The organism is Micromonospora sp. NPDC023966 (assembly GCF_040639095.1).
GTDB lineage: Bacteria > Actinomycetota > Actinomycetes > Mycobacteriales > Micromonosporaceae > Micromonospora.
The window spans coordinates 1-23,961 of record NZ_JBEZZJ010000024.1; the positions used below are offsets into that span (position 1 = coordinate 1).

The 23,961-nt window shown below is 73.6% G+C and carries 22 protein-coding genes; 19 read left to right on the forward strand and 3 right to left on the reverse strand.

The annotated features are described in order from the left end of the window. Positions 1–1,835 precede the first annotated feature (1,835 nt). From AB0F68_RS25025 to AB0F68_RS25065, 9 genes are all read left to right on the forward strand, one after another. Entirely contained in the window at positions 1,836–2,453 is a 618-nt protein-coding gene (locus AB0F68_RS25025; protein WP_357342602.1) for a hypothetical protein, read from the forward strand. 150 nt (positions 2,454–2,603) lie between these two features. Continuing rightward, a complete protein-coding gene (locus tag AB0F68_RS25030) occupies positions 2,604–3,065 on the forward strand; it encodes a DUF948 domain-containing protein (RefSeq protein ID WP_357342426.1) in 462 nt (153 codons plus the stop codon). Positions 3,066–3,096: 31 nt separating this feature from the next. Further along, positions 3,097–3,402: a DUF6167 family protein gene (locus tag AB0F68_RS25035; RefSeq protein ID WP_148426735.1), complete on the forward strand. Its 306-nt coding sequence runs from the start codon at positions 3,097–3,099 to the stop codon at positions 3,400–3,402. Next, positions 3,399–6,077, forward strand: coding sequence for an alanine--tRNA ligase (gene alaS / locus AB0F68_RS25040; RefSeq protein WP_357342428.1), 2,679 nt, complete (start codon positions 3,399–3,401; stop codon positions 6,075–6,077). Before AB0F68_RS25035 ends, alaS begins: the two co-directional genes overlap by 4 nt. A 75-nt stretch (positions 6,078–6,152) precedes the next feature. Continuing rightward, positions 6,153–6,614: a Holliday junction resolvase RuvX gene (gene ruvX / locus AB0F68_RS25045; RefSeq protein ID WP_357342430.1), complete on the forward strand. Its 462-nt coding sequence runs from the start codon at positions 6,153–6,155 to the stop codon at positions 6,612–6,614. Then, positions 6,611–7,831, forward strand: a complete 1,221-nt coding sequence (gene mltG / locus AB0F68_RS25050) for an endolytic transglycosylase MltG (RefSeq protein ID WP_357342432.1) — start codon at positions 6,611–6,613, stop codon at positions 7,829–7,831. Before ruvX ends, mltG begins: the two co-directional genes overlap by 4 nt. Beyond that, positions 7,831–8,646: a shikimate dehydrogenase gene (locus tag AB0F68_RS25055; protein WP_357342435.1), complete on the forward strand. Its 816-nt coding sequence runs from the start codon at positions 7,831–7,833 to the stop codon at positions 8,644–8,646. Before mltG ends, AB0F68_RS25055 begins: the two co-directional genes overlap by 1 nt. A 114-nt stretch (positions 8,647–8,760) precedes the next feature. Then, positions 8,761–9,939, forward strand: a complete 1,179-nt coding sequence (aroC, locus tag AB0F68_RS25060) for a chorismate synthase (protein ID WP_357342437.1) — start codon at positions 8,761–8,763, stop codon at positions 9,937–9,939. After that, entirely contained in the window at positions 9,936–10,445 is a 510-nt protein-coding gene (locus tag AB0F68_RS25065) for a shikimate kinase (protein WP_357342439.1), read from the forward strand. The genes aroC and AB0F68_RS25065 overlap by 4 nt, the downstream gene beginning before the upstream one ends. Here the strand turns inward: AB0F68_RS25065 and AB0F68_RS25070 are convergent. Both AB0F68_RS25070 and AB0F68_RS25075 read right to left on the reverse strand, forming a co-directional pair. After that, positions 10,435–11,208: a cytochrome c oxidase assembly protein gene (locus tag AB0F68_RS25070; protein WP_357342442.1), complete on the reverse strand. Its 774-nt coding sequence runs from the start codon at positions 11,206–11,208 to the stop codon at positions 10,435–10,437. The genes AB0F68_RS25065 and AB0F68_RS25070 overlap by 11 nt on opposite strands. Next, positions 11,205–11,729 (reverse strand): DUF2243 domain-containing protein, encoded by a 525-nt coding sequence (locus AB0F68_RS25075; protein ID WP_357342444.1) that lies wholly within the window; start codon positions 11,727–11,729, stop codon positions 11,205–11,207. The genes AB0F68_RS25070 and AB0F68_RS25075 overlap by 4 nt, the downstream gene beginning before the upstream one ends. A 138-nt stretch (positions 11,730–11,867) precedes the next feature. Between AB0F68_RS25075 and aroB the strand changes: the two genes are divergently transcribed. From aroB to nusB, 4 genes are all read left to right on the forward strand, one after another. Next, the gene (aroB, locus tag AB0F68_RS25080) at positions 11,868–12,944 is read left to right on the forward strand and encodes a 3-dehydroquinate synthase (RefSeq protein WP_357342446.1); all 1,077 of its coding nucleotides are present in this window, start codon (positions 11,868–11,870) and stop codon (positions 12,942–12,944) included. Then, positions 12,941–13,384: a type II 3-dehydroquinate dehydratase gene (gene aroQ / locus AB0F68_RS25085; RefSeq protein ID WP_357342448.1), complete on the forward strand. Its 444-nt coding sequence runs from the start codon at positions 12,941–12,943 to the stop codon at positions 13,382–13,384. The genes aroB and aroQ overlap by 4 nt, the downstream gene beginning before the upstream one ends. Before the next feature lie 308 nt (positions 13,385–13,692). Next, positions 13,693–14,250, forward strand: a complete 558-nt coding sequence (gene efp / locus AB0F68_RS25090; RefSeq protein ID WP_355639802.1) for an elongation factor P — start codon at positions 13,693–13,695, stop codon at positions 14,248–14,250. A gap of 23 nt (positions 14,251–14,273) precedes the next feature. Further along, positions 14,274–14,684: a transcription antitermination factor NusB gene (gene nusB / locus AB0F68_RS25095; RefSeq protein ID WP_357342604.1), complete on the forward strand. Its 411-nt coding sequence runs from the start codon at positions 14,274–14,276 to the stop codon at positions 14,682–14,684. A gap of 67 nt (positions 14,685–14,751) precedes the next feature. On the opposite strand, the gene AB0F68_RS25100 is transcribed toward nusB, so the two are convergent. Then, a complete protein-coding gene (locus tag AB0F68_RS25100; protein WP_013285505.1) occupies positions 14,752–15,240 on the reverse strand; it encodes a helix-turn-helix domain-containing protein in 489 nt (162 codons plus the stop codon). A gap of 284 nt (positions 15,241–15,524) precedes the next feature. Between AB0F68_RS25100 and pyrR the strand changes: the two genes are divergently transcribed. The 6 genes from pyrR to AB0F68_RS25130 all read left to right on the forward strand — a co-directional run bounded on the left by pyrR (position 15,525) and on the right by AB0F68_RS25130 (position 23,906). Beyond that, positions 15,525–16,106, forward strand: coding sequence for a bifunctional pyr operon transcriptional regulator/uracil phosphoribosyltransferase PyrR (gene pyrR / locus AB0F68_RS25105; protein ID WP_357342452.1), 582 nt, complete (start codon positions 15,525–15,527; stop codon positions 16,104–16,106). Next, positions 16,103–17,029 carry an aspartate carbamoyltransferase catalytic subunit gene (locus tag AB0F68_RS25110; RefSeq protein ID WP_189198367.1) on the forward strand — a complete coding sequence of 309 codons (927 nt, stop codon included), beginning with the start codon at positions 16,103–16,105 and terminating at the stop codon, positions 17,027–17,029. Before pyrR ends, AB0F68_RS25110 begins: the two co-directional genes overlap by 4 nt. Then, on the forward strand, positions 17,026–18,303 hold the full coding sequence (locus tag AB0F68_RS25115; protein WP_357342455.1) for a dihydroorotase: 1,278 nt from the start codon (positions 17,026–17,028) through the stop codon (positions 18,301–18,303). Before AB0F68_RS25110 ends, AB0F68_RS25115 begins: the two co-directional genes overlap by 4 nt. After that, complete coding sequence (gene carA / locus AB0F68_RS25120; protein WP_357342459.1) at positions 18,304–19,449, forward strand: glutamine-hydrolyzing carbamoyl-phosphate synthase small subunit; 1,146 nt, start codon at positions 18,304–18,306, stop codon at positions 19,447–19,449. Continuing rightward, complete coding sequence (gene carB, locus AB0F68_RS25125; protein ID WP_357342461.1) at positions 19,442–22,789, forward strand: carbamoyl-phosphate synthase large subunit; 3,348 nt, start codon at positions 19,442–19,444, stop codon at positions 22,787–22,789. Before carA ends, carB begins: the two co-directional genes overlap by 8 nt. A gap of 97 nt (positions 22,790–22,886) precedes the next feature. Beyond that, complete coding sequence (locus AB0F68_RS25130; protein WP_357342463.1) at positions 22,887–23,906, forward strand: quinone-dependent dihydroorotate dehydrogenase; 1,020 nt, start codon at positions 22,887–22,889, stop codon at positions 23,904–23,906. Positions 23,907–23,961: the final 55 nt, after the last annotated feature.

The following is a 23,961-nucleotide window of genomic DNA, read 5'->3' on the forward strand; positions in this document are numbered from 1 at the left end:
AAATCGCCACCCTCGAGTACGTCGACGGTACAACCATCGCCGTCTCCACAGCGGCGCCGCGGACCTCCCACCAACCGGGCGACCCCGAGTCGCGCCGGGGCCGCGCCCCGCAGCGCTCCCAGCCGTCCACCGCCGGCCCGTCGCCGGTGGAGGGTGCGGGCGGACCCGCCGGCGGCCGGCCCGCTGGCCGTCGTCGCGCCGGGGAACCGGATCAGCCGGTGGTGCCGCGCAGTGGAAACGCCCCGCCGATGCCCGGCGTGGCACCGGACGGGCCCGCCGTGGGCCGCCGGACGGACGGCCCGGGTACGCCGCCCCCGCACCGCGTCCCGGCCGACGCTCCGTCCGGCCCCCGACCCGGTCCCGATGCCGCCGCGCCGCCGACCGGCCGCCGCGCCGCTGCCGTCCCGCCGATGCCGACCGGCCGCCGGGCGGCTCCGGACGCGCCGGCGGCCCCGCCCGGTCGCCGTGGCGCTTCCGACGACACCGCGCGGCCGGCCGGCGGGCGGGCAGTGCCGGACGACGCCGCCGCCATGCCGCGCGGCCGCCGGGCCGCTCCGGACGAGGCGGTGCCGCCGCCCGGTCGACGGGCCGCCGCCGATGACGCCGGGACACCGGCCGGTCGCCGGGGTGCGTCCGACGACGCGGCGATGTCGTCGGGCCGCCGCGCCGCCGGCGATGGGCCGGCCGCGTCCGGCCGCCGTGCCGCGTCCGACACGCCGGGCGGCCGTCGTGCCGCCTCCGACGCCCCGGCGGGCCACCGTGCCGCCTCCGACGCGCCGGGCGGACCCCCTGCCACCGGCGACGCTCCGCCGGTCGCGCGTCGCGGGGCCCGCGAGGACGCCGACGAGCCACGCCCGCAGCGGCCCGAGCGGCCCGCCGACTGGCTGCGACAGGCCGGCCGCACCTCGCACACCGATCCCGCCATGCCGGCCGTCCGCCGCCCCCCGGCCGACGAGCCGACCGCCGCGCGGCGCGGCGGGCCGGCCGGCCCCGACCGTGGCCCGGCCGGCCGGGTCGGCGCGGCCCTGCCGCCGGTGAAGAGCGACCAGCCCGGCCCCGCCCGCGGCGCGGCCCGACCCGGCGGCCCGGCCACCCGGCCGGCCGCTCCCGACGACGGCGCCCGTGGCGCCGCCCGTCCGGACACCGACCGCACCGGCGGACTGCCGGCCGGCGGTCCCCGGCCCGGCGGACGCGCGCCGGTTGACGACCCGGCCCGCACGGGCGGTTTCCCGGCCGGCGGTGATCCCGCGCGCACTGGCGGTGTGCCGACCGGCGACCGTCAGGGCGGGCGCGGCCCCGGCGGTGACCCGGGCCGCACCGGCGGTTTCCCGGCCGGTGACCCGGCGCGTGGCGGGGGCCTGCCGGCCGGCGGTCACCGGTCCGGCGGACGCGCGCCGGTTGACGACCCGGCCCGCACGGGCGGCTTCCCGGCCGGCGACCCGGCGCGGACCGGTGGCTTCCCCGCCGGCGGCGTCCCGCCGGCGGGCGACCGCCACCCGGCCGCCGAGCCGCGCACCGCGACCGGTGCACCCGCGGTGGCCCGGGCGGCCGCCTCGGTGCCCCGCCCCGCGGGGCCGGACGAGCGGACAACCGGTCGGGCCACCCCGCTCACGCCGGAGCCCAACCGGCCCGGCGCGGGCGCCGTACCGCCGGGGCCCGGCGCGCCGGCGGTGGCGCGGGCCGCCGCGGTCGTACCGACGGGGGAGCCGGCGGGGGCGCGGCCGGGACCGGGCGACGGCGCCGGACCGGCGCTGCTGCGGGCCGAGGCCACGCCGGGGGAGGCCGACGACGCGGTGGGCGGCCTGCGGGGCGCCCGCTCGGAGCTACGCCGGCAGATGCGCGAGCGGCGGCGGCTGCGGATGGGCATCCTCGCCCTGGTCAGCGTGGTGCTGCTCGGCGCGGTGCCGCTCTACTTCGGGCTGCGCACGCTGAGCCACGATCCGGTCTTCGACACCCTCGACGCGCTGAGCGTGCCGACCTGGGCGGCGACGAAGACGGTGGACAACGTCAGCGGCAGCCGCTGGTGCCTCCAGGACTGCCGGCTGCGGGAACGCACCGTCGAGTCGCAGAAGGCCTGGAAGGAGACCGCCCAGGTCTACGAGACGGCCCTGACCCGGGACGGCTGGCGGCGCTGGAAGGTGGACCGCTGCCCGGAGCAGAAGGTCAAGGGGAGCTACACCTGCTGGCGTCGGGACGAACTCACCCTCGACCTCTGGGTCCGCGAGCCGACCTGCGTGCCGCCGGCGGTGGACGGCGAGTCCGCGCCGTCTCCGGCGCCCGCGGCCGCAGCGGGGGAGTGTGCCGGCTCGTTGGTGTCGGTGAAGGTGCGCAACGCGATCGACGACGAGCGCACCGGACCACAGCCGAGCACCGATCCGTCGCTCACCGGTGAGGACCCGTACCCGACCCTCACCGACGATCCGCTCGGCGAGCCGACACCCTCACCGTCGTGAGCCGGTTTCCATCACGGACGGTAGGGTCTGGGGCTGGCGGGCCAGCCTGCGCCTGCCGACCGAGGTGGGTCGGCGTGGGGCGGACCGGGTAGGACGGTCGCGCGTCCCGGGGCGTCGGGTCCCGGGACACTGCTTGAGGAGGACATGCGCGTGAGTGGTGGAGAGATCGCTGCGCTGATCGCGGCCGGCGCGTTCCTGATGCTGGTGCTCGTGCTCGCGGTGCCGATCCTGCGGCTGCGGCACACCGTCGACGCGACGACCCGCATGATCGCCGACCTGAACGACCGCACCGCGCCGCTGCTCGGTGACGTGAACACCACGGTGAAGAACGTCAACACCGCCCTGGAGCAGGTGCAGACCTCCCTCGACGGGGTCAACCTCCAGCTGGCCAAGGTGGACACCATGACCACCCACGCGCAGAACGTCACCGCCAACGTGGCGAACCTGGCCGCCGTGGTCTCCGCCGCCGCCGCGAACCCGCTGGTCAAGGTGGCCGCGTTCGGCTACGGCGTGCGCAAGGCCGCCGCCGCCCGCCGCCACGCGGAGACCGAGCGCGAGGTGCGCGACACCATCAAGCAGCAGCGCCGGGCCGCCAAGCGCGGCAACCGCTGACCCGGCCGGCCGACAGCGGGAGGATGAGAGCATGAGGCGGTTGTTCTGGCTGGGCATCGGCCTGGCCGTGGGCGTGCTGGTGGTCCGCAAGGCCACCCGCACCGCGCAGGCGTACACCCCGGCGGGGATCGCCAGCGGGCTGTCCGAGTCCGCCGGCGGTCTCGTCGAGTCGGTCCGGAGCTTCGTGGACGACGTGCGGGCCGGGATGGCCGAGCGCGAGCAGGAGATCCACGAGGCCTTCGCCCGCGGCGAGGCGTACGACGACCAGTTCGCCGAGCTGCGGGAGGACCCGCGCATCGGCGACCGAGAGATTTTCCCGGAGGAGCACCAGCGATGAAGACGGCGGAGATCAAGCGGCGGTACCTCGCCCACTTCGAGGCCAACGGCCACGCCGTGGTGCCGTCCGCTCCGCTGCCCGCCATCAGCGACCCGAACCTGCTGTTCGTCAACGCCGGCATGGTGCAGTTCGTCCCCTACTTCCTGGGCCAGCAGACCCCGCCGTACCGGCGCGCGGTCAGCGTGCAGAAGTGCATCCGGACGCCGGACATCGACGAGGTCGGCAAGACCAGCCGGCACGGCACGTTCTTCCAGATGAACGGCAACTTCTCCTTCGGCGACTACTTCAAGGACGGCGCCATCCCGCTGGCCTGGGACCTGGTCACCAAGCCGGTCGAGGCGGGCGGCTTCGGGCTGGACCCGGAGCGGATCTGGCCGACGGTCTACCTCGACGACGACGAGGCGTTCCAGATCTGGCGGTCGGTGGGCGTGCCCGCCGAGCGGATCGTCCGCCGGGGCAAGGCCGACAACTTCTGGTCGATGGGCATTCCCGGCCCGTGCGGCCCGTGCTCCGAGCTGTTCTACGACCGCGGCCCCGAGTACGGCCGCGAGGGCGGGCCGGCGGTCGACGAGGACCGCTACATGGAGTTCTGGAACCTCGTGTTCATGCAGTTCGAGCGGGGTCCGGGCACCACCAAGGACGACTACCCGATCCTCGGCGAGCTGCCGGCGAAGAACATCGACACCGGCATGGGCCTGGAGCGGATGGCCTCCATCCTCCAGTGCGTCGACAACCTCTACGAGATCGACGAGGTCCGGCCGATCCTCGACAGGGCCGCCGAGCTGACCGGCAAGCGCTACGGCGCGCACTCCGGCCACGTGGCCAGCGAGTCGCACCCCGACGACGTGCGGCTGCGGGTGATCGCCGACCACGTGCGCACCGCGCTGATGCTGATCGGCGACGGGGTGACCCCGTCGAACGAGGGCCGCGGCTACGTGCTGCGCCGGATCATGCGCCGGGCCATCCGCGCGGTCCGCCTCCTCGGCTACCAGGACCGGGCGCTGCCCGAGCTGCTGCCGGTGGCCCGGGACTGCATGGCCCCGTCGTACCCGGAGCTGGCCGAGGAGTTCGGCCGGATCTCCCAGTACGCGTACGCCGAGGAGGACGCCTTCCTCGCCACGCTGCGGGCCGGCACCACGATCCTGGACACCGCCATCGCGGAGACCAAGTCGGCCGGGCAGGCGGCGATCTCCGGTGACAAGGCGTTCCAGCTGCACGACACGTACGGCTTCCCGATCGACCTGACCCTGGAGATTGCGGCCGAGCAGGGCCTCCAGGTCGACGCGGAGGGCTTCCGCCGGCTGATGGCCGACCAGCGCAGCCGGGCCAAGGCCGACGCGCAGGCGCGCAAGACCGGGCACACCGACGTGTCGGCGTACCGGTCGGTGCTCGACGGCGGGGGGGCGGTGGAGTTCACCGGCTACACCGAGCTGAACCGAGAGTCCCGGGTGCGCGCGCTGCTGGCCGGCGGCGCCGAGGTGGCCGCGGCGGTCGAGGGCGACACGGTCGAGTTGGTGCTCGACACCACCCCGTTCTACGCCGAGGGCGGCGGCCAGCAGCCCGACCAGGGCCTGATCACGGTCGGGGGCGGCCAGCTCGAGGTCTTCGACGTGCAGCAGCCGGTGCCGGGCCTGATCGTGCACCGGGCCAAGGTGCTCCGCGGCGAGGTGCGCGCCGGCGAGACCGGCTACGCCGAGATCGACGTGTCCCGCCGGCGGGCCATCTCCCGCTCGCACACCGCCACCCACCTGGTGCACCAGACCATGCGCAACTTCCTCGGCGAGTCGGCCACCCAGGCGGGTTCGCTGAACGCGCCGGGCCGGCTGCGGTTCGACTTCAACACCCCGACCGGGGTGGCGCCGAGCGTGCTGCACGACGTGGAGCAGCAGGTCAACGAGGTGCTCCTGGCCGACCTGGAGGTGCACGCCTTCATCACAACCCAGGAGGAGGCGCGCCGGATCGGCGCCATGGCCCTGTTCGGCGAGAAGTACGGCGAGCGGGTCCGGGTGGTCGAGGTCGGCGACTACGCCCGCGAGCTGTGCGGCGGCACGCACGTGGCCCGCTCGGCCCAGCTCGGCCTCGTCAAGATCCTCTCCGAGGCGTCGGTCGGCTCCGGCGTGCGCCGGATCGAGGCGCTGGTCGGCATGGACGCCTTCGGCTTCCTGGCCCGCGAGCACCTGCTGGTCTCCCGGCTCGCCGAGCTGTTCCGGGTGCCGGGCGACCAGGTCGCCGACCGGGTCGAGCAGACCGTCACCCAGCTTCGCGACGCGGAGAAGGAGCTGGAGAAGCTCCGCGCCCAGCTCGTGCTCGGCGGGGCCGCGGCCCTGGCGGCGCAGGCGAAGGACGTCCGGGGCGTCGCGTACGTCGGCACCGAGGCGCCCGAGGGCGCGGCCGGCAACGACGTGCGGACCCTGGCCCAGGAGATCCGGGGCCGGATCGACCCGGCCCGCCCGGCCGTGGTCGCGGTGGCCGCCCGGGCCAACGGCAAGGCGTCCCTGGTGGTGGCGGTGAACCAGGCCGCTCGGGGTCGGGGCCTGACCGCGAAGGATCTGGTGAAGGCGGCCTTCTCCGGTCGGGGCGGCGGCAGCGACGACCTCGCGCAGGGTGGTGGCCTGCCCGCCGCGGAGGCGCCGAACCTGCTAGCCACGGTGGAGAAGGCGATCGCCGACGCCTGATGATGCGCACCGATCGACGCCAGGGCGGACCGCCGGGTCCGCCCTGGCCCATACCCGGGGGGAAGTGTCCGGTAGATGGCTGACCTGTCCCGTGGTGTCCGGCTCGGCGTCGACGTCGGGCAGGTGCGCGTCGGGGTGGCCCGGTCCGACCCGCACGGCATCCTGGCCACCCCGCTGGTCACCCTCGCCCGCGACCTGACGGCCGCGCCGGACGCCGTGCCCACCGACATCGCCGAGCTGGTCCGGCTGGCCGCCGAGCACGAGGCGGTCGAGATCGTGGTGGGTCTGCCGGTCAACCTCGCCGGAAAGCACGGCCCCGCGGCGGCGAACGTCTCGGCGTACGCTGCCCGGTTGGCCGATGTAATGGGGCCGATTCCGGTGACGCTGACGGACGAGAGGATGTCGACCGTGGTGGCTAGTCGTAGGCTGGCCGAACGGGGCGTCCGGGGAAAGCGCCAACGGGCGGTGGTCGACCAGGCCGCCGCGGTGGAGATTCTGCAGAGCTGGCTGGACGCGCAGCGGAGGCGGACGCAATGATCGACGATCTTGATCTGGGGTTCGACGAGGCGGAGAGGGGGGAGAAGGGCCGGCACCGGCGCGGCGCCGTGCGCAAGCGCAACGGCGGGTCGGGTGGCGGCCGGGGCAAGACCATCTTCGCCCTGCTCATGGCGCTGGTGCTGCTGGGCGGCATCGGCGGTGGCGCGTACGTCGGCTTCGACCGGATCCGCAACCACTTCGTCACCCCGGACTACGACGGCCCGGGCACGGGCGAGGCGCTGGTCGAGGTGAAGGCCGGCGACACCCTCACCGACATCGGGAACACCCTCTTCGAGGCCGGTGTGGTGAAGAGCACCAAGGCGTTCATCGAGGCCGCCGACGCGAACTCGCGCAGCAAGAACATCCAGGTCGGCCGCTACAAGGTCCGCAAGCAGATGAAGGCCGCGGACGTGATCACGCTGATGCTCGACCCGAAGAGCCGGGTGGTCAACGGGGTGACCATCCCCGAGGGCACCATCAGCCTGAACATCTACCAGATCCTCTCCAAGCAGACCAAGATCCCGGTCAAGGACTTCCAGACCGCCGCGAAGGACCCGGTCAAGCTGGGCGTGCCCGCCTACTGGTTCAACCGTGAGGACGGCAAGAAGGGCCCGAAGAGCATCGAGGGCTTCCTCTACCCGTCCACCTACGAGATCCCGCCGAAGGCCACGGCGCAGCAGATCCTGTCGATGATGGTGGACGAGTTCCTCCGGGTCGCCCAGCAACTCGACTTCGTCGACCGGGCGCAGAAGGAACGGAAGATCTCCCCGTACGAGGCGCTGATCACCGCCTCGATCGCCGAGGCGGAGTCGGTCAACGCGGTGGACCTGCCGAAGGTCTCCCGGGTGATCTACAACCGGGTCTACGCCGGCAAGATCGGCTGCAAGTGCCTCGGCATCGACAGCGGCATCAACTACTACTTCCGCCTCCAGGGCAAGGATCCGAAGGACTCCGACGACCTGCTGCAGAGCGAGATCAACGACCTGAAGAACCCGTACAACACGCACAACGTGGCGGGGCTGCCGATCACCCCGATCAGCAACCCGGGCGAGGCCGCGCTCAAGGGCGCCCTGGAGCCGCCGCCCGGTGACTGGATCTTCTTCATGACAGTGGACCAGAAGGGCACCATGGGCTACGGCTCGAACGACGCCGACTTCCGCAAGCTGCAGAAGCAGATGTGCGACAACAAGGTGCTCACCGGGGAGAACTGCACCTGATGAGGGCCGCCGTGGTCGGCCGGCCCATCGCCCACTCGCTCTCCCCGGTGATCCACAACGCCGGGTACGCGGCGGCCGGGCTGACCGGGTGGTCGTACACCCGGATCGAGTGCGGAGCCGACGAGCTGGCCGGCCTGGTCGCGGGCCTGGGCCCGGAGTGGGCCGGCCTGTCGGTCACCATGCCGGGCAAGGAGGCCGCGCTCGCGCTGGCCGACGAGGTCTCGCCGGTCGCCGCCGCGGTCGGCGCCGCCAACACCCTGGTACGCCGCCCGGACGGCACCTGGTACGCCGACAACACCGACGTCGCCGGCATGGTCGACGTGCTCACCGCCGCCGGCTGTGCGGCCGGTGCGACGGTGACCGTGCTCGGGGCGGGCGGCACCGCCCGGGCGGCCGTCGCGGCGGCGGCCCGGATCGGCGCGGCCGAGGTCACCGTGGTGGCCCGCCGGCCCGAGGCGGTGCAGGAGCTGTGCCTGATGGCCGAAGCGGTCGGCGTCCCGCTGGTCGGCGCGCCCTGGGACGGCGACCCGGCGCACGCCCGGGCGGACCTGGTGGTCTCCACGGTGCCGAAGGGCGTGGCCGACCCGCTCGCCGACAACTTCGACTGGCGGCCGGCGACGGTCTTCTTCGACGTGGTCTACGACCCGTGGCCCACCCCGCTGGCCGCCGCGGCGCTGGCGGCCGGCTGCCGGGTGGTCTCCGGGCTGGACCTGCTGCTCGCCCAGGCGCTCGGCCAGTTCGAGCAGTTCACCGGGGTGTCCGCGCCCCGGGAGGCGATGCGCGCCGCGCTGGCCGAGGCCCGCGCCGCGGCCTGACCCAGAGGGGCGTGGTCCGGGCCGCGCGCCCGCCGACCGGACGGGCGCGTCCGCAGGGCGGGACGCGGCGGGCGCGGCGACGCGCTGGACACCGGGCGTGACAGACTGACCGCTGTGTTGCGCTGGCTGACTGCAGGTGAATCGCACGGACCCGCCCTCGTCGCGCTGCTGGAGGGGGTGCCCGCCGGCATCGAGGTGACCACCGCGGAGATCTCCGGCGAGCTGGCCCGGCGCCGGCTCGGCTACGGCCGGGGCGCCCGGATGTCCTTCGAGCAGGACGAGGTCGAGATCATCGGCGGGCTCCGGCACGGCCTGACGCTGGGCAGCCCGGTGGCCATCCGGGTGGGCAACTCGGAGTGGCCGAAGTGGCGCACCGTGATGGCCGCCGACCCGGTCGACGCGGACGAGCTGGCCGGGCAGGCCCGCAACGCCCCGCTCACCCGCCCCCGCCCCGGCCACGCCGACCTGGCGGGCATGCAGAAGTACGGCCACACGGACGCCCGGCCGATCCTGGAGCGCGCCAGCGCCCGGGAGACCGCCGCCCGGGTCGCCGTGGGCGCCGTCGCCAAAGCCCTGGTCAAGCAGGCCCTCGGCATCGAGATCGTCTCGCACGTGGTGGAGCTGGGCCCGGTGGCCGTGAAGCCCGGGCTGCGCCCCGCCCCGTCCGACGCGACCCGGATCGACGCCGACCCGCTGCGCTGCCTCGACCCGGAGGCCAGCGCCCGGATGGTCGCCGAGGTCGACGCCGCGAAGCGGGCCGCCGACACGCTGGGCGGCGTGGTCGAGGTGCTGGCGTACGGGGTGCCGCCGGGCCTGGGCAGCCACGTGCAGTGGGACCGCAAGCTCGACGCCCGGCTGGCCACCGCGCTGATGTCGATCCAGGCCATCAAGGGCGTGGAGATCGGCGACGGCTGGCTCCAGGCGCGCTCCCGCGGCTCCGAGGCGCACGACGAGATCCTGCCCACCGCCACCGGCGTGCGCCGGGTGACCGACCGGGCCGGCGGGCTGGAGGGTGGCATCACCACCGGCGAGCCGCTGCGGGTGAAGGCGGCCATGAAGCCGATCTCCTCGCTGAACCGGGCGCTGTCCACGGTCGACGTGCTCACCGGCGAGCCGGCCACCGCGATCAACCAGCGCTCCGACGTGTGCGCGGTGCCGGCGGCGGCCGTGGTGGCCGAGGCCATGGTGGCGCTGGTGCTGGCCGAGGCCGCGGTGGAGAAGTTCGGCGGCGACTCGGTCGCCGAGATGCGCCGCAACCTGTCCGGCTACCTCGACGCGCTGGTGATCAAATGAGCACCCGGCCGGTCTGCGTGCTGGTCGGGGCACCCGGCTCCGGCAAGACCACGGTGGGGCAGGCGCTCGCCGCCGCGCTCGGCGTCGAGTTCCGGGACACCGACACCGACATCGAACAGCTCGCCGGCAAGCCGATCCCGGACATCTTCGTGGACGAGGGGGAGGAGCACTTCCGTACCCTCGAACGGGCCGCCGTGGCGGCGGGGCTGGCCTCGCACGCCGGGGTGCTCGCCCTCGGCGGCGGCGCGGTCCTCGCCGAGGAGAACCGCGCCGCGCTGATCGGGCACACCGTGGTGCACCTGTCGGTGGAGCTGCCCGACGCCGTGAAGCGGGTCGGCCTGGGCTCCGGCCGGCCGCTGCTGGCGCTGAACCCGCGCGCCACGCTCAAGCACCTGATGGAGCAGCGCCGCCCGCTCTACACCGAGGTGGCCACGGCGACCGTGCGCACCGACGGGCGTACCCCGGAGGAGATCGCCACCGAGGTCGCCGCCCTGCTCAAGCCCTGACCGGCACCGGCCGGGGGGCCCGCTCCGGCCGCCAGGTGAGCAGCAGGGCGAGGGCGAGCAGGATCTCGGCCAGGTCGCCGCCGTAGTACATGAGAGTCGCGCCGGCCCGCAGTTCGTCGCCGGTCGTCGGCACGTCCACCAGCACGCCGGCGTAGAGCAGTTGGGCGAGCACGGCGTGCGCCGCCACGCCCACCCCGAGCACCACCAGGCGGACCGGGACCCGGGGGCGGTGCGGACCGGGATCCGGACCGGCGATGGACCAGGTGAACAGGAAGCCGCTGAGCACGAAGTGCAGCAGCACCAGCGCGTGCAGCGCCGGATGGGTCAGGGTGGCCCGGTAGAGCGGGGTCAGGTAGAGCAGCCAGAGCCCGCCCGCGGTGAGCAGCAGGCCGGTCACCGGGTGGGCGAGCGCCCGGAGGGCCGGGTGCCGCAGCAGCCGCAGCGCGGCCCGCCCGACCCGCCGATCCGCCGTGCGCAGCGCCAGCGTGCCGGGCGCGCCGAGCACCAGGGCCAGCGGCGCCAGCATGCCGAGCAGCAGGTGCTGGGCCATGTGCCCGGGCAGGTCGGTGGTGGGCAGCAGCAGCCCGGCGGCGAGCAGCGCCGCGCCGAGGCCGAAGCTCCCCGTCCGCCGGTGGTCCCACCCCGGCCGGTCCGGGTCCCGTTGCCGCAGCGCCGCCGCCAGGTAGGCCCAGAACAGCACCAGGGGTACGAGCGCGGCCACCGGAAAGCCGCCGGCCTGGTGCCCGGCGTGGGCCAGGCTCACCGCCGCTCCGGGGCGCAGAGGTCCACGACGTCCGCCCGCCGCTGCACCGCCCACCCGACGGCCACGAGGACCGCGCCGAGCGCCAGGAAGCCCAGGTCCCACCAGAGCTGGTGCGGGCCGGTACGCACGTGGTGGATGCCGAGGATCTGGTGGTCGACGATCCCCTCGACCAGGTTGAACAGGCCCCAGCCGACGAGCGCCCAGCCCCACAGCGCGGGGGAGCGCCACAGCCGGCCCCGGGACCGGGTGACCCGGGCGTAGAGCAGGGCCAGCCCGGTCAGCACCGCCACCCAGGTGACCGTGTGGAACAGGCCGTCCCAGAGGGTGTTCATCTTCAGCCCGGCCACCGTGTCCACCGGGTAGTACCTGATCCCGATCCGGTCGCTGTCCGTGCTGCTCAGCAGGTGGTGCCACTGGAGCAGCTGGTGGAGCAGGATCCCGTCGACGAACCCGCCGAGTCCCACCCCGAGGATGGTCGCCGGCACCCGGATGTCCGCGCCGTCGATGGTTGATCGGGTCATGCCTGTACCTCCGCCGTCGTGGGGTCTCGTCCCACAGTTACTGTCCGCTCCTGTGCGGTCAAACGTCGGTGACGCCCCGGCGGCCACGGAGTGGACACTCGCCGCCCCGGGGCCGTCCGCTCGACTAGGCTGCCGGCGATGGACGAGGTGACCCGGATCCCGGTCGGCGGCGAGCGGCCGTACGACGTGCTGGTGGGACGCGACCTGCTCGACCCGCCGCCCCGGCTGCTGCCCGGCGCCGAGCGGGTGGCCTTCCTGCACGCGCCCCCGCTCAAGGGGCTGGCCGAGGAGTTGGCCGAGCGGGTGCGCGCGGCCGGGGTGGCCCCGCTGCTCATCGAGGTGCCGGACGCCGAGGCGGCCAAGCACGTCGACGTGGCGGCCGCCTGCTGGGACCGGCTCGGCGACGCCGGCTTCACCCGCACCGACGCGGTGGTCGGGGTGGGCGGCGGCGCGGTCACCGACCTGGCGGGCTTCGTCGCGGCCAGCTGGCTGCGCGGGGTGCGCTGGGTGCCGGTGGCGACCTCGCTGCTGGGCATGGTCGACGCCGCCGTCGGCGGCAAGACCGGGATCAACACCGCCGCCGGCAAGAATTTGGTCGGCGCCTTCCACCCGCCGGCCGGGGTGATCTGCGACCTGGCGACGCTGGACAGCCTGCCGCCGGCCGACCTGGCCGCCGGGATGGCCGAGGTGGTCAAGTGCGGGTTCATCGCCGACCCGGCGATCCTCGACCTGGTGGAGCGGGAGCCGGCCGCCGCGCTGGACCCGACCGGGCCGGTGACCCGCGAGCTGGTCGAACGGGCGGTGCGGGTCAAGGCCGACGTGGTCTCCGGCGACCTGCGCGAGTCCGGGGTGCGCGAGGTGCTCAACTACGGGCACACCCTGGCGCACGCGATCGAGAAGGTGGAGGGCTACCGCTGGCGGCACGGCCACGCCGTCGCGGTGGGCCTGGTCTACGCGGCCACCCTGGCCCGGCTCGCCGGGCGGCTGGACGCGGCCACCGCGGAGCGGCACCGGGCCGTGCTGGCGGCGCTCGACCTGCCCACCGGCTACCGGGCCGACGCCTGGCCGGAGCTGCTCGCCGCGATGCGGGTGGACAAGAAGGCCCGGGGCAGCGTGCTGCGCTTCGTGGTGCTGGACGGCCTGGCCCGCCCGGCGATCCTCGAGGCGCCGTCGGACGAGCTGCTGGCGGCGGCGTACCGGGAGATCAGCTCATGAGGGTGTACGTGCTCAACGGGCCGAACCTGGGCCGGCTCGGCACCCGCCAGGTCGACGTCTACGGGGTGACCAGCTACGCGGACCTGGTGACCATGTGCGAGGAGACCGGCCGCGAGCTGGGGCTGGACGTGGTGGTCCGGCAGACCGACGCCGAGCACGAGCTGCTGGGCTGGCTGCACGCGGCGGCCGACGAGGGCGCGGCGGTGGTGCTCAACCCGGCAGCCTGGTCGCACTACTCGATCGCGGTCCGGGACGCCTGCGCCATGCTCCGCGGCCCGCTGGTCGAGGTGCACATCTCCAACATCCACGCCCGCGAGGAGTTCCGGCACCACTCGGTGGTCTCCGCGGTGGCCACCGGGGTGATCTGCGGGTTGGGCGTGGACGGCTACCGGCTGGCGCTGCACCACCTGGCCGGCCGCTTCGCCGCCGACGGCGGCTGACGAGCCGGCCCGGATCCCGCCCGGCTGCGCCAGCCGGCGGCTGTGGTGGCTCTCCGGAGTTGCGCCACCCGCAGCGCGGCACATGGTGATCGCGGAGAGTCACTGTGCGCCGGTGGCTGCAGAGCAAAGCGGCGGCCGGGTGGGCTGGGGCTGGGGTGGTGGGTTCGGGTGCGGTGCGTGACGTTCGGCACGTTCGGACGGGTGAACCGGGTCGGTGGACCGAGGCCGGTACGCAGCGCGGCGGCCCCGGTTCGACACAGCTAGTAGACTTCGTGGGTCTGTCCGCCAATTGAAGATCAAGGCAGGAAATGGCCTCCACCAACGACCTCAAGAACGGCCTGGTACTCAACCTCGACGGCGAGCTGTGGGCCGTCGTCGAGTTCCAGCACGTCAAGCCCGGTAAGGGCGGTGCGTTCGTGCGTACCACGCTGAAGAACGTGCTGTCCGGCAAGGTGGTCGACAAGACCTTCAACGCGGGCACCAAGGTCGAGACCGCCACCGTCGACAAGCGCACCATGCAGTACCTCTACGCCGACGGCGAGGACTACGTCTTCATGGACCTGGAGACGTTCGACCAGATCACCGTCCCCGGCGGCACCGTCGGCGAGGCGGCCAACTACCTCCTCCCCGAGGCCGAGGCCACCGTCGCCACCCACGAGAGTGTGCCGCTCTACATCGAGCTGCCGACCTCGGTCGTGCTCGAGATCACCTACACCGAGCCGGGCCTGCAGGGCGACCGGTCGACCGGCGGCAACAAGCCGGCCACCGTCGAGACCGGCGCCACCGTCCAGGTTCCGCTCTTCATCACCACCGGCGAGAAGATCAAGGTCGACACCCGCGACGGCCGTTACCTCGGCCGAGCCTGATGGCCGAGGGTCCCAAGCAGCAGATGCCGGCGCGCCGCAAGGCGCGCAAGCGGGCGCTGGACGTGCTCTTCGAGGCCGACCTGCGGGACCGGCCGCCGGTCGAGGTGCTCGCCGGCTACCTGGAGCGGATCGAGAAGCCGCGCCCCGACCACGTGGACTACGCGGTCGGCCTGGTCGAGGGCGTCGCGGCGCACCTGGACCGGATCGACGAGGTGATCGCCAGCTACGCCGAGGGCTGGACGCTGGACCGGATGCCGGCGGTCGACCGCAACCTGGCCCGGATCGCGGTCTACGAGCTGCTCTACGTCGACGAGATCGACGACGCGGTGGCGATCAGCGAGGCCGTCGAGCTGGCCCGGCAGATGTCGACCGACGACTCGCCGCGCTTCCTCAACGGCATCCTCGGCCGGATCGCCGAGTACGCCACCCGCTGAAACACCCCGTACGCGACGAAGGGCCCGTGCCGGACGGCACGGGCCCTTCGTGTGCGACAGCGGTCGGTCAGGACGCGAAGAACGCCCGCGGGTCGGCGACCAGCACACCGTGCTCGGTGAGCCGCTCGATCAGGCCCGACGGCGAGGCGTCGTAGACGATCGCGAGGGCGCGCAGGTCGTCGGCGCGGATGGAGAGCACCCGGCCGTTGTAGTCGCCGCGCTGCTGCTGGATGGCGCGGGCGTACCGGGCGACGTAGGCCAGGTCCTCGGAGGCCTCGTCGTAGAGCCGCTCCAGGTCCAGCACGATCTTGCTGGTGGGCTCGTGGCGCACCCCGCTGCCGTCGGGCAGCAGTTCCGAGACGGGAACGCGGTAGAAGTCGGCCAGCTCCGCCAGGCGGGACACGGTGACGGCGCGGTCGCCGCGCTCGTACGAGCCGACCACCACGGCCTTCCACCGCCCGTTCGACTTCTCCTCCACACCCTGCAGGGACAGGCCCTGCTGCTGGCGGATGGAGCGCAGGCGGGCGCCCAGCGACTTGGCGTATTCAGAGGGCATTCGGACACTCCCAGTGCTGCTCGGGGTTCTCCCAGCTATCGCTACGGAGCGTGACGGTACGGGGATTGCGACACGCGGTCAAGTGTTCGTGACGACCCCAGTTGGGCACGGGTACGGCTTGTCCGCATTTCTCCACGCTGACCCGCTGGTCAGGACCGGCGACGGCTGACCCGGTGACCGCTGGTAACGTGGCGTGAAGCCCCGGCGCGGGCCCTCCGCGGCCCGCCCGGTCAACCAGACGTCCTTTAACGACCCGTCCCGTGAGGCGGGGAAGGAGGTCCGCCGTGGCCTACCCACCGGCTGCCCACTCGTCGCCGCCGCGACAACCCTCGGTGAAGGTGATCCTCGCCGCCGCCGACGTGTCGCGGGTGGTCGACCGCATCGCCCACCAGATCCTGGAGAAGACCCAGGGTGCCGCCGACACCGTGCTGCTCGGCATCCCCACCCGCGGCGTCCCGCTCGCGCGGCGGCTCGCCGCCCGGATCAGCACCTTCGAGGACGTGACCGTCCCGATCGGCGTGCTCGACATCACGCTCTACCGCGACGACCTGCGCCGGCACGCCACCCGCGCGGTCGGCCCCACCGACCTGCCCCCGGGTGGGATCGACGGACGGCGGGTGATCCTCGTCGACGACGTGCTCTTCTCCGGTCGCACCGTGCGGGCCGCGCTGGACGCGCTCAGCGACGTCGGCCGCCCTGCCTCGGTGCAGCTCGCCGTGCTGGTCGACCGGGGGCACCGCCAGTTGCCGATCCGCGCCGACTACGTCGGCAAGAACATCCCCACCGCGCTCGCCGAGAAGGTCAAGGTCACCCTGGCCGAGACCGACGGTGCCGACGAGGTTCGTCTTTACGGGGGTGCCGCGTGATCCGCCACCTGCTCTCCGGCGCCGACCTGGACGCCGCGACCGCCACCCAGATCCTCGACACCGCGGCCGAGATGGCCACGGTGGCCGGCCGCGAGGTCAAGAAGCTGCCCGCGCTGCGCGGCCGCACCGTGGTCAACCTCTTCTACGAGGACTCCACCCGCACCCGGATCTCGTTCGAGGCGGCCGCCAAGCGGCTCAGCGCCGACGTGATCAACTTCTCCGCCAAGGGCTCCAGCGTGGCCAAGGGGGAGAGCCTGAAGGACACCGCGCTCACCCTCCAGGCCATGGGGGCCGACGCGGTGGTCGTCCGGCACCCCGCCTCCGGGGCCCCGCACCGGCTGGCCAACTGGGTGGACGGCTCGGTGGTCAACGCCGGCGACGGCACCCACGAGCACCCCACCCAGGCGCTGCTCGACGCCTACACGATGCGCTCCCGGCTGGGCCGCCTGGACGGCCTGCACGTGGCGATCGTCGGCGACGTGCTGCACTCCCGGGTGGCCCGCTCCAACGTGCTGCTGCTCTCCACCCTCGGCGCGAAGGTCACCCTTGTCGGCCCGCCGACCCTCATCCCGGTCGACATCTCGCCCGCCCTCGCCCCCGGCACCGACGTCTCCTACGACCTCGACACCGTTCTTCCCGGTGTGGATGTGGTGATGATGCTGCGGGTGCAGCGGGAGCGGATGAACGACTCCTACTTCCCCTCGGCCCGCGAGTACGCCCGCCGCTACGGGCTGGACGGGCCGCGGATGCGCCGGCTGCCCGAGCACGCGATCGTCATGCACCCAGGCCCGATGAACCGGGGGATGGAGATCACGCCCGAGGTGGCCGACTCGCCCCGCTCCACCATCGTCGAACAGGTCGCCAACGGGGTCTCCGTGCGGATGGCCGTCCTCTACCTGCTGCTCGGAGGGAACAACCGGTGACCGCGTACCTGATCAGGAACGTGAGTGTGGTCGGCGCCGCGCCGACCGACCTGCTGATTCGCGACGGCGTCGTGGCCGCGACGGGCGCCGGGCTGACCGCGCCGGACGCCACGGTGCTCGACGCCACCGGCCTGGTGGCCCTGCCCGGCCTGGTCGACCTGCACACCCACCTGCGCGAGCCGGGCCGGGAGGACGCCGAGACCGTCGAGTCCGGCTCCCGGGCGGCGGCGCTCGGCGGCTACACCGCGGTCTGCGCCATGGCGAACACCTCGCCGGTGGCCGACACGGCGGGCGTGGTCGAGCAGGTCTGGCGGCTCGGCCGGGAGGCCGGCCTGGTCGACGTGCAGCCCATCGGCGCGGTCACCGTCGGCCTGGCCGGCGAGCGCCTGGCCGAACTGGGCGCGATGGCCGACTCGGCGGCCCGGGTACGGATCTTCTCCGACGACGGGCACTGCGTCGCCGACCCGAAGCTGATGCGCCGGGCCCTGGAGTACGTCAAGGCGTTCGACGGGGTGGTCGCCCAGCACGCCGAGGAGCCCCGGCTCACCGAGGGCGCGCAGATGCACGAGGGCGAGGTCTCCACCCGGCTCGGGCTGACCGGCTGGCCCGCGGTCGCCGAGGAGGCGATCATCGCCCGGGACGTGCTGCTGGCCGAGCACGTCGGCAGCCGGCTGCACATTTGCCACGTCTCCACCGCCGGCAGCGTCGAGGTGCTGCGGCACGCCAAGGCGCGCGGGGTGAAGGTCACTGCCGAGGTGACCCCGCACCACCTGCTGCTCACCGACGAGAAGGCGGCCAGCTACGACCCGGTCTACAAGGTCAACCCGCCGCTGCGCACCGCGTCCGACGTCGCCGCGCTGCGGGCGGCCCTGGCCGAGGGCGTGATCGACATCGTCGCCACCGACCACGCGCCGCACGCCGTGGAGGACAAGGAGTGCGAGTGGGCGTACGCCCGGCCGGGCATGCTCGGCCTGGAGACGGCGCTCTCCATCGCGCTGGACGTGCTCGGGCCGCAGTGGGACCTGATCGCCGAGCGGATGTCCCGCGCCCCGGCCCGGATCGCCGGGCTGGACGGCCACGGCCTCGACCCGGCCCCCGGCGTGCCGGCCAACCTGACCCTGGTCGACCCGGCCGCCCGCCGCGTCGTCGAGCCGGCGGAGCTGGCCAGTCGCAGTCGTAACACCCCGTACGCCCGCATGACGCTGCCGGGTCGCATCGTGGCGACCTTCCTGCGCGGCGAGCCGACGGTCCTGGACGGAAAGGCTGTCAAGTAAATGGCGAAGCGCAGAAGCGCGATCCTCGTCCTGGAGGACGGGCGCACGTTCCACGGCGAGGCGTACGGCAGCGTCGGGGAGACCTTCGGTGAGGCGGTCTTCAACACCGGCATGACCGGCTACCAGGAGACCCTCACCGACCCCTCCTACCACCGGCAGGTGGTGGTGCAGACCGCGCCGCACATCGGCAACACCGGTGTCAACGGCGAGGACGACGAGTCCGGCCGGATCTGGGTGGCCGGCTACGTGGTGCGCGACCCGGCCCGGATCGGCTCCAACTGGCGGGCCACCGGCGGTCTGGAGGACCGGCTCGCCGCCGAGGGCGTGGTCGGCATCAGCGGCGTGGACACCCGGGCGCTCACCCGGCACCTGCGCGAGCGCGGCGCCATGCGGGTCGGCATCTCCAGCGTCGACGACGACCCGGCGGCGCTGCTCGACCGGGTCCGCCGCGCGCCGCAGATGGTCGGCGCGGACCTCTCCGCCGAGGTGACCACCCCCGAGCCGTACGTGGTGCAGGCACAGGGCGAGCACCGGTTCACCGTGGCGGCGCTGGACCTTGGCATCAAGCGCAACGTGCCGCGCCGGCTCGCCGCCCGCGGCGTGACCACCCACGTGCTGCCCGCCGGCTCCTCCATCGAGGACCTGCTGGCCACCGGCGCGGACGCCGTCTTCTTCTCGCCCGGACCGGGCGACCCGGCCACCGCCGACGCGCCGGTCGCCCTGGCCCGGGAGGTGCTGGGCCGGCGGATCCCGCTGTTCGGCATCTGCTTCGGCAGCCAGATCCTCGGCCGGGCGCTCGGCTTCGGCACCTACAAGCTCGGGTACGGCCACCGCGGCATCAACCAGCCGGTGCTCGACCGGGCCACCGGCAAGGTCGAGGTGACCAGCCACAACCACGGCTTCGCCGTGCAGGTGCCGGGTGCGGAGTCCGGCGTGGTCGTGCCCGACCAGGTGATCGAGACCGAGTTCGGCGGCGTCCAGGTGTCCCATGTCTGCCTCAATGACAACGTGGTCGAGGGGCTGCGGGCCAAGGACGTGCCCGCCTTCACCGTCCAGTACCACCCGGAGGCGGCGGCCGGCCCGCACGACGCGGACTACCTCTTCGACCGTTTCGCCGAGCTGATCGAAGGCGGTAAGAATGCCTAAGCGGAACGACCTCAAGCACGTTCTCGTGATCGGCTCCGGGCCGATCGTCATCGGCCAGGCCTGCGAGTTCGACTACTCCGGCACCCAGGCCTGCCGGGTGCTGCGCAGCGAGGGGATCCGGGTCAGCCTGGTCAACTCCAACCCGGCGACGATCATGACCGACCCGGAGTTCGCCGACGCCACCTACGTCGAGCCGATCACCCCGGAGTTCGTCGAGCTGGTCATCGCCAAGGAGCGCCCCGACGCGCTGCTGCCCACCCTGGGCGGGCAGACGGCGCTGAACACCGCGGTCGCCCTGCACGAGGCGGGCGTCCTGGAGAAGTACGGCGTCGAGCTGATCGGCGCCAACATCGACGCCATCAACCGGGGCGAGGACCGGCAGCTGTTCAAGGACATCGTCGCCAAGGCGGGCGTACGCCTCGGCCTGGACGACCCGTCGTCGCTGGTGCCCCGCTCGCGGGTCTGCCACTCGATGGACGAGGTCCGCGAGACCGTCGGCGAGCTGGGCCTGCCGGTGGTGATCCGGCCGTCGTTCACCATGGGCGGCCTCGGCTCCGGCATGGCGCACACCGACGAGGACCTGACCCGGATCGCCGGCTCCGGCCTGGCCGCCAGCCCCGTGCACGAGGTGCTCATCGAGGAGAGCGTGCTCGGCTGGAAGGAGTACGAGCTCGAACTCATGCGCGACCGCCACGACAACGTGGTGGTGGTCTGTTCGATCGAGAACGTCGACCCGATGGGCGTGCACACCGGCGACAGCGTCACCGTCGCGCCGGCCATGACGCTGACCGACCGCGAGTACCAGCGCCTGCGCGACCTGGGCATCGCGGTGCTCCGGGAGGTCGGGGTCGACACCGGCGGCTGCAACATCCAGTTCGCGGTGAACCCGGCCGACGGCCGGATCGTCGTGATCGAGATGAACCCGCGGGTGTCCCGCTCCTCGGCGCTGGCGTCGAAGGCCACCGGCTTCCCGATCGCCAAGATCGCCGCGAAGCTGGCCATCGGCTACACCCTCGACGAGATCCCCAACGACATCACCCTGAAGACCCCGGCGGCGTTCGAGCCGACCCTGGACTACGTGGTGGTGAAGATCCCGCGGTTCGCGTTCGAGAAGTTCCCCGGCGCGGACCCGGAGCTGACCACCACCATGAAGTCGGTCGGCGAGGCGATGAGCCTCGGGCGCAACTTCACCGAGGCGCTGAACAAGGCGATGCGCTCCATGGAGACCCGGGCCAGCGGGTTCTGGACCCGGCCCGACCCGGCGGGCGCGACGAAGGAGAACACCCTCGCCGCGCTGCGGATGCCGCACGACGGCCGGATCTACACCGTCGAGCGGGCGCTGCGGCTGGGCGCCTCGATCGCCGAGGTGGCCGAGGCGTCCGGCGGGATGGACCCGTGGTTCCTCGACCAGATCGCCGCGCTGGTGGAGCTGCGCGCCGAGATCGTCGACGCCCCGGTGCTCGACGCCGACCTGCTGCGCCGGGCCAAGCGGGCCGGCCTCTCCGACCGGCAGCTCGCCGCGCTCCGCCCCGAGCTGGCCGCCGAGGACGGCGTCCGCACCCTGCGCCACCGGCTCGGCGTCCGCCCGGTCTACAAGACGGTGGACACCTGCGCGGCCGAGTTCGCGGCGACCACGCCGTACCACTACTCGACCTACGACCAGGAGACCGAGGTCGGGCCCTCGGACCGGCCCAAGGTGCTGATCCTGGGTTCCGGGCCGAACCGGATCGGGCAGGGAATCGAGTTCGACTACTCCTGCGTGCACGCCGTCATGGCGCTCCGGGAGGTCGGCTACGAGACGGTCATGGTCAACTGCAACCCGGAGACCGTCTCCACCGACTACGACACCGCGGACCGGCTCTACTTCGAGCCGCTCACCTTCGAGGACGTGCTGGAGGTCTGGCACGCCGAGGACACCTCCGGCAAGGCGGCCGGCGGCCCCGGCGTGGTCGGGGTGGTCGTCCAGCTCGGCGGGCAGACCCCGCTCGGCCTGGCCCAGCGGCTCAAGAACGCCGGCGTGCCGATCGTCGGCACCTCCCCGGAGTCGATCCACCTGGCCGAGGAGCGCGGCGCGTTCGGCGCGGTGCTGGCCCGGGCCGGGCTGCGTGCCCCCGCGCACGGCATGGCCACCTCCTACGACGAGGCCAAGGCGATCGCCGACGAGATCGGGTACCCGGTGCTGGTACGCCCGTCGTACGTGCTCGGCGGGCGGGGCATGGAGATCGTCTACGACGACCCCACCCTGCGCGACTACATCGGCCGGGCCACCGACATCTCACCGGACCACCCGGTACTGGTGGACCGCTTCCTCGACGACGCCATCGAGATCGACGTGGACGCCCTGGTCGACGCCGACGGCGCGGTCTACCTGGGCGGCGTGATGGAGCACATCGAGGAGGCCGGCATCCACTCCGGCGACTCCTCCTGCGCGCTGCCGCCGATCACCCTGGCCGGCTCGCACCTGGCCCAGGTGCGCCGCTACACCGAGGAGATCGCCCGCGGGGTCGGGGTGAAGGGCCTGCTCAACGTCCAGTACGCGCTCCAGGGCGACATGCTGTACGTGCTGGAGGCCAACCCGCGCGCATCCCGGACGGTCCCGTTCGTCTCCAAGGCCACCGCGGTGCCGCTGGCCAAGGCGGCGGCGCGGATCGCGCTCGGCGCCACCATCGCCGAGCTGCGCGCCGAGGGGATGCTGCCGCCCACCGGGGACGGCGGGACGATGCCCGCCGACGCGCCCATCGCGGTCAAGGAGGCGGTGCTGCCGTTCAAGCGGTTCCGCACCCCGTCCGGCAAGGGCATCGACGTGCTGCTCGGCCCGGAGATGAAGTCCACCGGCGAGGTCATGGGCATCGACACCAACTTCGGGCACGCCTTCGCCAAGTCGCAGTCCGCCGCGTACGGGTCGCTGCCGACCGCCGGGAAGATCTTCGTCTCGGTGGCCAACCGGGACAAGCGCGGCATGATCTTCCCGATCAAGCGCCTGGCCGACCTGGGCTTCGAGATCGTCGCCACCACCGGCACGGCGGAGGTGCTGCGCCGGCACGGCATCGCCTGCGAGCAGATCCGCAAGCACTACGAGTCGGGCGAGGGCGAGGACGCGGTCTCGCTGATCCTCGGCGGCGACGTGGCCCTGGTGGTGAACACCCCGCAGGGCTCCGGCGCGAGCGCCCGCTCCGACGGCTACGAGATCCGCAGCGCCGCCGTGACGGCCGACATCCCCTGTGTCACCACGGTGCCGGGCGCCGCGGCGGCCGTCATGGGCATCGAGGCACGGATCCGGGGCGACATGCGCGTCCGCCCTCTCCAGGAGCTCCACGCCGCCCTCCGGGCCGGCGAGTGACCGCCCCGGAACCCGCGTCGATCATGAGGTTGGCGGCAGTCGAGGAGATCGACTCCGCCGTCAACCTCATGATCAGCACAGCGGGGGTGGACGGGCGGTGATCTTCGAGAAGGTGGTGCGGCCCCGGCTGTTCCGGATCGGGGGCGGGGACGCCGAGGCGGCGCACGAGTGGACGCTGGAGCGGCTCGCCGGGGTGTCCCGGCGGGCAGCCCTGCTCGGCGCGCTGCGGGCGCGTTACTTCCGGGCCGCGCCGCGCACCGTGTTCGGGGTGGACTTCCCGAACCCGGTGGGGCTGGCGGCCGGGATGGACAAGAACGGGGTGGCCCTGCCGGCCTGGCCGGCGCTGGGCTTCGGCTTCGTCGAGGTCGGCACGGTCACCGCGCACGCCCAGCCGGGCAACCCCCGGCCCCGGCTGTTCCGGCTGCGCGACAGCGAGGCCGTGGTCAACCGGATGGGCTTCAACAACGCCGGCGCCAAGGCCCTCGCGGCCCGGCTGGCGGCGCTGCCGCGCCCGATCGGCGTGCCGCTGGGCATCTCGCTCGGCAAGTCCAAGGTGACCCCGCTGGACGGGGCCGTCGAGGACTACCTGGCCTCCTACCGCGCGCTGAAGGGGCACGGGGACTACTTCGCGGTCAACGTGTCCTCACCGAACACCCCCGGGCTGCGGTCCCTTCAGGACCGTGCCCACCTGGACGCGCTGCTCGCGGCACTGGTGGGAGAGAAGCCGGTGCTCGTGAAGATCGCCCCCGACCTCACCGAGCCGGCCGTCGCCGAGCTGCTGGAGGTCTGCCTCGCCCGCGGCGCGGCCGGGGTGATCGCCACCAACACCACCCTGGCCCGCGACGGGCTCGCCCCGGCCGACCGGGCGCGGGGCGCGGAGACCGGCGGCCTCTCCGGCCGCCCGCTGAGCCGGCGGGCCCGCGAGGTGGTCGCCTTCGTGCACCGGGAGACCGGCGGCCGGCTGCCGGTGATCGGCGTCGGCGGCATCCTCGACCCGGACGACGCGGCCCGGATGTTCGACGCCGGCGCAAGCCTGGTCCAGCTCTACACGGGCTTCATCTACCGAGGCCCGGCCCTGGTCCGCGCCATCACCCGCACCGTCCCACCACCCCACTGACCCGACCCTCCGCGCGATCCTGCAGTTGCTGCCCCGGCGTATCGCTCAGTTCGGG

What these genes read in the sequence shown, in the direction of transcription:
- AB0F68_RS25025 (WP_357342602.1), top strand. Translation starts at nt 1,836, where the DNA reads ATGCGCGAGCGGCGGCGGCTGCGGATGGGCATCCTCGCCCTGGTCAGC.
- AB0F68_RS25035 (WP_148426735.1), top strand. Translation starts at nt 3,097, where the DNA reads ATGAGGCGGTTGTTCTGGCTGGGCATCGGCCTGGCCGTGGGCGTGCTG.
- alaS (WP_357342428.1), top strand. Translation starts at nt 3,399, where the DNA reads ATGAAGACGGCGGAGATCAAGCGGCGGTACCTCGCCCACTTCGAGGCC.
- ruvX (WP_357342430.1), top strand. Translation starts at nt 6,153, where the DNA reads ATGGCTGACCTGTCCCGTGGTGTCCGGCTCGGCGTCGACGTCGGGCAG.
- mltG (WP_357342432.1), top strand. Translation starts at nt 6,611, where the DNA reads ATGATCGACGATCTTGATCTGGGGTTCGACGAGGCGGAGAGGGGGGAG.
- AB0F68_RS25055 (WP_357342435.1), top strand. Translation starts at nt 7,831, where the DNA reads ATGAGGGCCGCCGTGGTCGGCCGGCCCATCGCCCACTCGCTCTCCCCG.
- AB0F68_RS25065 (WP_357342439.1), top strand. Translation starts at nt 9,936, where the DNA reads ATGAGCACCCGGCCGGTCTGCGTGCTGGTCGGGGCACCCGGCTCCGGC.
- AB0F68_RS25075 (WP_357342444.1), bottom strand. Translation starts at nt 11,729, where the DNA reads ATGACCCGATCAACCATCGACGGCGCGGACATCCGGGTGCCGGCGACC.
- aroB (WP_357342446.1), top strand. Translation starts at nt 11,868, where the DNA reads ATGGACGAGGTGACCCGGATCCCGGTCGGCGGCGAGCGGCCGTACGAC.
- aroQ (WP_357342448.1), top strand. Translation starts at nt 12,941, where the DNA reads ATGAGGGTGTACGTGCTCAACGGGCCGAACCTGGGCCGGCTCGGCACC.
- efp (WP_355639802.1), top strand. Translation starts at nt 13,693, where the DNA reads ATGGCCTCCACCAACGACCTCAAGAACGGCCTGGTACTCAACCTCGAC.
- nusB (WP_357342604.1), top strand. Translation starts at nt 14,274, where the DNA reads ATGCCGGCGCGCCGCAAGGCGCGCAAGCGGGCGCTGGACGTGCTCTTC.
- AB0F68_RS25100 (WP_013285505.1), bottom strand. Translation starts at nt 15,240, where the DNA reads ATGCCCTCTGAATACGCCAAGTCGCTGGGCGCCCGCCTGCGCTCCATC.
- carA (WP_357342459.1), top strand. Translation starts at nt 18,304, where the DNA reads ATGGCGAAGCGCAGAAGCGCGATCCTCGTCCTGGAGGACGGGCGCACG.
- carB (WP_357342461.1), top strand. Translation starts at nt 19,442, where the DNA reads ATGCCTAAGCGGAACGACCTCAAGCACGTTCTCGTGATCGGCTCCGGG.